Origin of the sequence: Streptomyces sp. Sge12 (assembly GCF_002080455.1) — a bacterium.
Lineage (GTDB): Bacteria > Actinomycetota > Actinomycetes > Streptomycetales > Streptomycetaceae > Streptomyces.
Map to the genome: position 1 here is coordinate 4,287,501 of NZ_CP020555.1, position 7,500 is coordinate 4,295,000.

6 protein-coding genes, 2 rRNA genes and 4 pseudogenes (1 of these 12 cut by a window edge) are annotated in these 7,500 nt (G+C 64.1%); 8 read left to right on the forward strand and 4 right to left on the reverse strand.

What is annotated here, in order from left to right; translation table 11 throughout:
- From B6R96_RS19160 to B6R96_RS38995, 3 genes and pseudogenes are all read left to right on the forward strand, one after another.
- Window positions 1-2,087: ribosomal RNA gene (locus B6R96_RS19160) — 23S ribosomal RNA — on the forward strand; it begins 1,037 nt to the left of the window's first position.
- Between the two features lie 76 nt (window positions 2,088-2,163).
- Window positions 2,164-2,280, forward strand: a 5S ribosomal RNA gene (rrf, locus tag B6R96_RS19165).
- Between the two features lie 281 nt (window positions 2,281-2,561).
- Window positions 2,562-2,663, forward strand: a pseudogene (locus tag B6R96_RS38995) (transposase); the annotation flags it as partial.
- Between the two features lie 3 nt (window positions 2,664-2,666).
- Here B6R96_RS38995 and B6R96_RS38800 read toward each other — a convergent pair.
- Window positions 2,667-2,892, reverse strand: a pseudogene (locus B6R96_RS38800) (helix-turn-helix domain-containing protein); the annotation flags it as partial.
- Between the two features lie 98 nt (window positions 2,893-2,990).
- On the opposite strand from B6R96_RS38800, the gene B6R96_RS37290 reads away from it, so the two are divergent.
- Together B6R96_RS37290 and B6R96_RS19175 are read left to right on the forward strand one after the other, a co-directional pair.
- On the forward strand, window positions 2,991-3,131 hold the full coding sequence (locus tag B6R96_RS37290) for a hypothetical protein (RefSeq protein WP_159396343.1): 141 nt from the start codon (window positions 2,991-2,993) through the stop codon (window positions 3,129-3,131).
- A 129-nt stretch (window positions 3,132-3,260) separates the two neighbouring features.
- Window positions 3,261-3,602: a DUF5713 family protein gene (locus B6R96_RS19175; RefSeq protein WP_081523040.1), complete on the forward strand. Its 342-nt coding sequence runs from the start codon at window positions 3,261-3,263 to the stop codon at window positions 3,600-3,602.
- 52 nt (window positions 3,603-3,654) lie between these two features.
- Here the strand turns inward: B6R96_RS19175 and B6R96_RS39000 are convergent.
- Window positions 3,655-3,747 (reverse strand): annotated as a pseudogene (locus B6R96_RS39000) (IS5 family transposase); the annotation flags it as partial.
- 13 nt (window positions 3,748-3,760) lie between these two features.
- Window positions 3,761-3,945: pseudogene (locus B6R96_RS38185) on the reverse strand (IS701 family transposase); the annotation flags it as partial.
- Window positions 3,946-4,458: 513 nt separating this feature from the next.
- On the opposite strand from B6R96_RS38185, the gene B6R96_RS19185 reads away from it, so the two are divergent.
- Entirely contained in the window at window positions 4,459-5,082 is a 624-nt protein-coding gene (locus B6R96_RS19185; RefSeq protein ID WP_081523042.1) for a hypothetical protein, read from the forward strand.
- A gap of 241 nt (window positions 5,083-5,323) precedes the next feature.
- On the opposite strand, the gene B6R96_RS19190 is transcribed toward B6R96_RS19185, so the two are convergent.
- Window positions 5,324-5,689 carry an SCO4402 family protein gene (locus B6R96_RS19190; RefSeq protein ID WP_237291457.1) on the reverse strand — a complete coding sequence of 122 codons (366 nt, stop codon included), beginning with the start codon at window positions 5,687-5,689 and terminating at the stop codon, window positions 5,324-5,326.
- An 84-nt stretch (window positions 5,690-5,773) separates the two neighbouring features.
- Between B6R96_RS19190 and B6R96_RS19195 the strand changes: the two genes are divergently transcribed.
- Both B6R96_RS19195 and B6R96_RS19200 read left to right on the forward strand, forming a co-directional pair.
- Window positions 5,774-6,358 (forward strand): hypothetical protein, encoded by a 585-nt coding sequence (locus B6R96_RS19195; RefSeq protein ID WP_081523043.1) that lies wholly within the window; start codon window positions 5,774-5,776, stop codon window positions 6,356-6,358.
- A 109-nt stretch (window positions 6,359-6,467) separates the two neighbouring features.
- A complete protein-coding gene (locus B6R96_RS19200; RefSeq protein WP_081523044.1) occupies window positions 6,468-6,980 on the forward strand; it encodes an Imm21 family immunity protein in 513 nt (170 codons plus the stop codon).
- Window positions 6,981-7,500: the final 520 nt, after the last annotated feature.

The following is a 7,500-nucleotide window of genomic DNA, read 5'->3' on the forward strand; positions in this document are numbered from 1 at the left end:
AGCACGGCAGTGAGACTGTGGGGGATAAGCTCCATGGTCGAGAGGGAAACAGCCCAGAGCATCGACTAAGGCCCCTAAGCGTACGCTAAGTGGGAAAGGATGTGGAGTCGCAGAGACAACCAGGAGGTTGGCTTAGAAGCAGCCACCCTTGAAAGAGTGCGTAATAGCTCACTGGTCAAGTGATTCCGCGCCGACAATGTAGCGGGGCTCAAGCGTACCGCCGAAGTCGTGTCATTGCAGCAATAGGGCCAACGCCCGCTGTGATGGGTAGGGGAGCGTCGTGTGCCGGGTGAAGCAGCAGCGGAAGCTAGTTGTGGACGGTTCACGAGTGAGAATGCAGGCATGAGTAGCGATACACACGTGAGAAACGTGTGCGCCGATTGACTAAGGGTTCCTGGGTCAAGCTGATCTGCCCAGGGTAAGTCGGGACCTAAGGCGAGGCCGACAGGCGTAGTCGATGGACAACCGGTTGATATTCCGGTACCCGCTTTGAAACGCCCAATATCGAATCAGGCGATGCTAAGTCCGTGAAGCCGTTCCGGACCCTTCGGGGAAAGGAAAGTGGTGGAGCCGACGAACCAGACTTGTAGTAGGTAAGCGATGGGGTGACGCAGGAAGGTAGTCCAGCCCGGGCGGTGGTAGTCCCGGGGTAAGGGTGTAGGCCGAGGGGTAGGCAAATCCGTCCCTCATTAAGGCTGAGACCTGATGCCGAGCCGATTGTGGTGAAGTGGATGATCCTATGCTGTCGAGAAAAGCCTCTAGCGAGTTTCATGGCGGCCCGTACCCTAAACCGACTCAGGTGGTCAGGTAGAGAATACCGAGGCGTTCGGGTGAACTATGGTTAAGGAACTCGGCAAAATGCCCCCGTAACTTCGGGAGAAGGGGGGCCATCACTGGTGATCGGATTTACTCCGTGAGCTGGGGGTGGCCGCAGAGACCAGCGAGAAGCGACTGTTTACTAAAAACACAGGTCCGTGCGAAGCCGTAAGGCGATGTATACGGACTGACGCCTGCCCGGTGCTGGAACGTTAAGGGGACCGGTTAGTGACCTTTCGGGGTTGCGAAGCTGAGAACTTAAGCGCCAGTAAACGGCGGTGGTAACTATAACCATCCTAAGGTAGCGAAATTCCTTGTCGGGTAAGTTCCGACCTGCACGAATGGCGTAACGACTTCTCGACTGTCTCAACCATAGGCCCGGTGAAATTGCACTACGAGTAAAGATGCTCGTTTCGCGCAGCAGGACGGAAAGACCCCGGGACCTTTACTACAGTTTGATATTGGTGTTCGGTTCGGCTTGTGTAGGATAGGTGGGAGACTTTGAAGCAGCCACGCCAGTGGTTGTGGAGTCGCCGTTGAAATACCACTCTGGTCGTGCTGGATGTCTAACCTCGGTCCGTGATCCGGATCAGGGACAGTGTCTGATGGGTAGTTTAACTGGGGCGGTTGCCTCCCAAAGGGTAACGGAGGCGCCCAAAGGTTCCCTCAGCCTGGTTGGCAATCAGGTGTTGAGTGTAAGTGCACAAGGGAGCTTGACTGTGAGACCGACGGGTCGAGCAGGGACGAAAGTCGGGACTAGTGATCCGGCGGTGGCTTGTGGAAGCGCCGTCGCTCAACGGATAAAAGGTACCCCGGGGATAACAGGCTGATCTTCCCCAAGAGTCCATATCGACGGGATGGTTTGGCACCTCGATGTCGGCTCGTCGCATCCTGGGGCTGGAGTCGGTCCCAAGGGTTGGGCTGTTCGCCCATTAAAGCGGTACGCGAGCTGGGTTTAGAACGTCGTGAGACAGTTCGGTCCCTATCCGCTGTGCGCGTAGGAATATTGAGAAGGGCTGTCCCTAGTACGAGAGGACCGGGACGGACGAACCTCTGGTGTGCCAGTTGTCCTGCCAAGGGCACGGCTGGTTGGCTACGTTCGGGAGGGATAACCGCTGAAAGCATCTAAGCGGGAAGCCTGCTTCAAGATGAGTATTCCCACCTCCTTGAGAGGGTAAGGCTCCCAGTAGACGACTGGGTTGATAGGCCAGATGTGGAAGCCCGGTAACGGGTGAAGCTGACTGGTACTAATAGGCCGAGGGCTTGTCCTCAGTTGCTCGCGTCCACTGTGTTAGTTCTGAAATAACGAACAGCTGTGTCAATGCCAGCGTTCAAATTTCATAGTGTTTCGGTGGTCATAGCGTTAGGGAAACGCCCGGTTACATTCCGAACCCGGAAGCTAAGCCTTTCAGCGCCGATGGTACTGCAGGGGGGACCCTGTGGGAGAGTAGGACGCCGCCGAACAATCATTGTGGGAAAGCCCCGCACCTTATGGTGCGGGGCTTTTCTGCGTTTCAGGGGCAGTTCTACGCGAACGGGCAGGACCCCGAGGAGCGTTGCTGCAGAGCGGTACGAGGTCCTCGGGCGTAGTGCGGGCGGGAGTGTTCGTCGGCTCGGACGACCGCAGGGAGGCGTGCTCGAGCTTTGCCAGGGTGATCCCATCGGGACGGACCAGCCGGCATAGCGATGGACCTGGTGCTCGTCCAGGGCCGCAAGCCATTGCCGGCTCGGAAGCTCTTCTCGACGGCCGCGTCGTCCGCATCGGCCGCGAGGCCCTGCGCTGCCTGCTCGGCCGACGCAGCGTCACCTTCCAACGCACCAGGACGTGGAAGGAGTCCACCGACCCCGCCGGGACGGCCTCCTGCCCACTGAGGGCCCAGTGCGGCCAGGCCGATCTCGTTGAAGCGGTGGATGACGTCGCGCACCGTGTCCTCGTCCGCCTGCACGAGTTGGGCGATGACCGGCACGCGGTTGCCGCCGGCGGAGGCCAGCAGCATCAGCGCGCGCCGGTAGCGCACCGAACTGGCGCTGCCCCTCCTGACCGGTCAGTCTTCGTAGGCGTACTGGCGCGGCCATCGCGACACCCTGGGCAAGTTGTGCGCATCCGCGGTCCGGCCCTGGACTCGCGGCTGCCTAGCATCGTGTGCCATGAACGGGGCCGAGAACGTTTTGGAGTGGCTGCAGGCCTGGTACTCCGCACAGTGGCCCGGACCTCCGACATGACCTTCGACGCCGCATGCGGACCAGGCAACCTCACCGAGGTACTCGTCCTCTTCCGCAGGTGGGCGGTGGAGAACACCCCCAACGAACGGTAAGACGGCCCCAACCCGATGCCTCCAGCTGCGGACACCACCTCAAGCCGGCTGGCATGCATGGGTGGCGTCGTTGTCAGTGGATCCGTGCATGATCGGCACGTCAGCTCTTCACGGAGATAGGGAAGTGCCATGTCGATCACCAACCAGCAGGTAGCGGGGCACGCGTTCCTGCGGCAGATGTACGACGACTCGTACTTCCCTGATCATGTGGTCGACAGCGGCAAAGCGATCCTGCTGCGGCTGTGCGAGCGAATCGAGGCCGAGCAGCCGTCGGATCTGGAGACCTTGTATTCGCTCACCGAGGCTGCAACGGAGGAGTTCAACTTGCTGGAAGCGGAGTTCGGGGCGGCCGGGAGCGAGATCGAGACGGTTGCGCGCGAATGGATCTGTGATGAGTTTCGTTTCGTCGCGTCGGCGTACGGGTTTACGGACGCGGACGCCGAGGAGCTGACCGCCGGCCGGGACTGGTGAACGAGGACGGGAGGGTCACCTCCGATCAAAGCTGTTCGTTGACAGCTGCGATCCGGATCCCGCGGCGGCGCAGGTAGGAGCGGTTCTTGCGCGAGGCGTACGCCTTGTTGGCACGCACCCGATCGGTGCGGACCCGTGGCCGGCCCGGCCCCGGCCCCCAGCACCGCCTGGTCGTCGCGCAGGTGGTCCGCCACGTAGCCACGTACATCGTCGCGGACGGCATCGGCATCCCGTTCGGCTCGCCCCAGCAGGTGCTGCATGCCGTCCGGAGTGGCGTTCCCGGCTCACTCGGCGATCGGTTCAGCAGTTGTGGCGCGGTAGTAGAGGGCATGAGGCCGAGCATCAGCCGCCGGGCCTGGCGTCGGGGCTCGACTCGCCTGGAGCGGCCGGCGAACCGGCTTATGAGGCCCGCTGAGGCTGGCGCTTGATCATTGGTTGTCCACACAACCGGCAGTGATCAAGGGCAGCGTCATCCTCGTTCGTGCCATCGAACCCAGTAGTCCACACCATCGGCCCGGTAGAGGTCCCCACCGTCGAACCGCCACTCGGCGGCCAGCAACGTCGCGTCTGCCGGTGCTTGGCGGTGCGGGGTGAGCAGCGCTGTCAGCTCGTCATACCGGGGATCGATACCTCCATGCCCGGGATGGCGCTCGATTCCGGCGGTTCCTGCTTCGTAGCGGTGGTTCCACGCGACGAAGATCGCGTTCCAGCGCGACCAGCGTCCCGTCCGAATCTGTCCGCTGGCAGCTGTCGTTCGCCCCGGATCTCACCCACGCGTGCAGGCTACCGGCAAGCAAGCCGCCGCCCGGCCTGTCCCGGATCGGGCCGTGTCAGTGGCTGGTGACAGGATCGAGGGGTGCTGATCAAGGGATACGACCTGGGCCCGTTGGTGCCGGGCGAGTCACTGCTGGTCCGCCCGGGCTTCTGGTCGAACTACCTCTTGGCGATGTGCAGCGACGGGGAGTGTGCCGAGCGCCCGGATCCGGAGTGGTTCGGTGGGGACGGCGCCGATGCCGAGGTGATGTCCGAGGCCCTCTTCGATCCTGAACGCTGGCCGGTGTTCAGGGTGCCGGCAGGAGACGGCCCCGGAGCCGTGGTGATCTACCGGAACTTGGATGGCGACTACGGCACCGACTACCTCCTCACCCATCCGGGCAGAAGCTACGCCGAGCAGATCGCCGGCTGGGACGGCGACTTCTCGGGCGCCGGGCTGACATGGCACGAACTGATCCGGCTCGCTGACAGCCCGTCCCCTGCGGCCGAAGGCGTCCAGGACACGGACACCCGCTTCCTGCTTCTGCTTCCCCTCCTCACCGACCCGGACCTGCCGGAAACAGCATCGGCGAGGCTTGTCGCCGCCCTGACCGCAGTCGGCGCGCCGCAAGACACTGCCTCCATCGCGGCGGAGCACCTGCTGGCCCACCTTGCGAGGAGATCACGACACGACCCCACGTGGGCGTCTCCGCTGAGCGGCAGCTGAGAGGTGGGCCGTGCCGCCAGTCACCCCGACCAGCGACGAGGATCGCGTGGTGCGAGCAGCGGCTCGTGGCCTGCCGACACCGACGGGGGCGGCCAGGCCGTCATCACGCGACGGGCCATGCTCGCAGCGCATGTCCGCCGTCATGGATCAGCGCGCGCCCTCTTCGGGTTCGGGCGAAGACGGCTCTGTGTCGAGCGGCCATCGGTAGCCGGCTTCGTGCAGCTTGCTCAGCGCCACGTGATCATTCGCGACCAGCACCTGGGCCAAGCCGGCTGCTGCCGTCACCACGGCCGCCCACCCCGGCGCGGCCAGGTATTCCTCGTCCCGGGCGCCGGCGGCCGACCGCGTCCTGCACCGCGCCGTAGGCAGTGCCGAGGCGCGCCATCAGCTCCACCTCTTGCTCGGTCCGAAGGCTTTGTCCCAGCCACGGCTGCGGATCGTCCGCATTGCAGAAATCGTCGAAGAGGGCGTGCACGATGTGGTCGAGATCCTCATGCTGGTCCGGGTCGAGCCAGACGTCCCGCTGCCAGGCGGGGCTCGCCAGAGCTACTACCGCGGGCACGACGTGGAGGCGGTAGGAGGGCAGAGCAACCCCGTGATCGATCATGCGGCGACGCTACCAGCCTCATGATCGTCCACAACGGAGGTCGGCCCGCCGGTCGTTGTCAGATGCGCGCTGTAACTTCCGTACATGGGGATCTACTTGGTGAGTGTCGCGGCTGAGGATTGGTTCGGTGAGGAGGAAGGCGGATGGGCCGAGGTTGCTTCGGGGCTCAACGCTGAGCTGCGGCGGCGGGGCCTGCAGCCCTACGAGGACGTGCCCCCTGCGACCGCCTTCGTAGCCGGCTCGGGCCAGGCCTTCGAGGAGAAGGCTGCTCCCTCCATGACCGGGTTCGTCGCGCTGTGCGAGAGCTATCTGTCACGGGAGGAGCTGGAGATCCTCTGCGGCTGGATGGTGATCGTTCCCGTCTCGCTCGACGAGGAGGTCTCGTTGCCCGTCGACTCCGGATATGGCGAGCGGACCGTGGTCGTCGGAGCTCCCCAGGTGCTACTGCTCGCGGAGAAGCTGGCGGCAGCGATCGACCTGCCCCCCGAAATCCCGGCGACGTGCGACAACCTCGACCTGAGCAAGTGGTTCAGGAGCCGGGCAAAGGAACTGGCCGCTACGCGAACGGGGCTGTGGAGCACGGACCTGGACACGGCCTTCTACGTCGCCGTGTTCCTGCGCGCTGCCCAGCACTCGATCCGGCGTCGCTGCCCCATCGTCTACTCCTGAGGCGTCGCCCTCCGGGCGGATCCGTGCCGAAGGTCCTCGTCTCCGGCTCCGCCGATCCGCGGTCACCTCCCCGCATGACGCGCTCGCCCTGGTCACCTAACCTCCGGGCATGGCGAGATATGCGGACCCGGGGCTGGTCGATTGGGTGGAGTCCGGCGGCGGCCCCCTGGTGGTGGTGCCGGCCGAGGTGCTGACCCTGTGGGAGGGCGCGGACAGTGACGGCCCCGAATCCGACTACGGCCGGGCTTGCGCCGTCTCCGGCTACGCAGGCCTGCTCGCGGTCGGTCCGTCGCAAGCGCTGGTCCTGGGCGACGAGCCCTCGTCCACTGCGTTCCTGCCGGAGTACGGGGTTTTCGTGCGGTGGGTGGCGGCCGAATCGGAAGCGGAGCTGATGGGCAGCGTGGGGGCGGCGCTGGAGGCTGCCGCGTGGGAGGACAGACAGGTGTGGGACGTGCCCGGGCCGGTCGTGCTCTTCGACTCCGCCTGGCCCGGCTCCGACGTGGAGCCCGACAACCACACACGCGTGGATCTACCCGCCGGCCGGTACGAGGTCAGGGCCGCCCTGGCCCACCCCGACGCCGACACCGCCTTCCAGCTGATCCAGCTGCTTCCCTTGTCGTAGCGCGCCGTTGGGCTCCGTTGGGTGCCGAAGCGTTGCTGTCCCGGGCTGGCCTGGAGGGTCCCAGCTGCGTGCCGACCAGGGGTGGCCGGGGCCGTTTTGACACCCCCCAGGCCGGGTTGTAGAGTCAAACGGTTGCCTCGAACTGGACAAGTTCGGCAGCCCCACCCCCTGAGGAATGCAATTCCGTGCGGGGTGCACTCGATTCTTCAGAATCCGAAGCCGGGGAAATCCGGTGGAGAACTTCTGATAGAGTCGGAACCGCCGGAAAGGGAAACGCGAAAGCGAAAACCTGGAAAGCGCCGAGGGAGTCGGACACGAAAGAGTCTGATAGAGTCGGAAACGCAAGAACAGAACGAAAGCCCGGAGGAAAGCCCGCGAGGGTGAGTACAAAGGAAGCGTCCGTTCCTTGAGAACTCAACAGCGTGCCAAAAATCAACGCCAGAAGTTGATACCCCGTCCACTTCGGTGGATGAGGTTCCTTTGAAAAAGACCTGTCGGGCCTTCGGGCACTGGCAGGCGA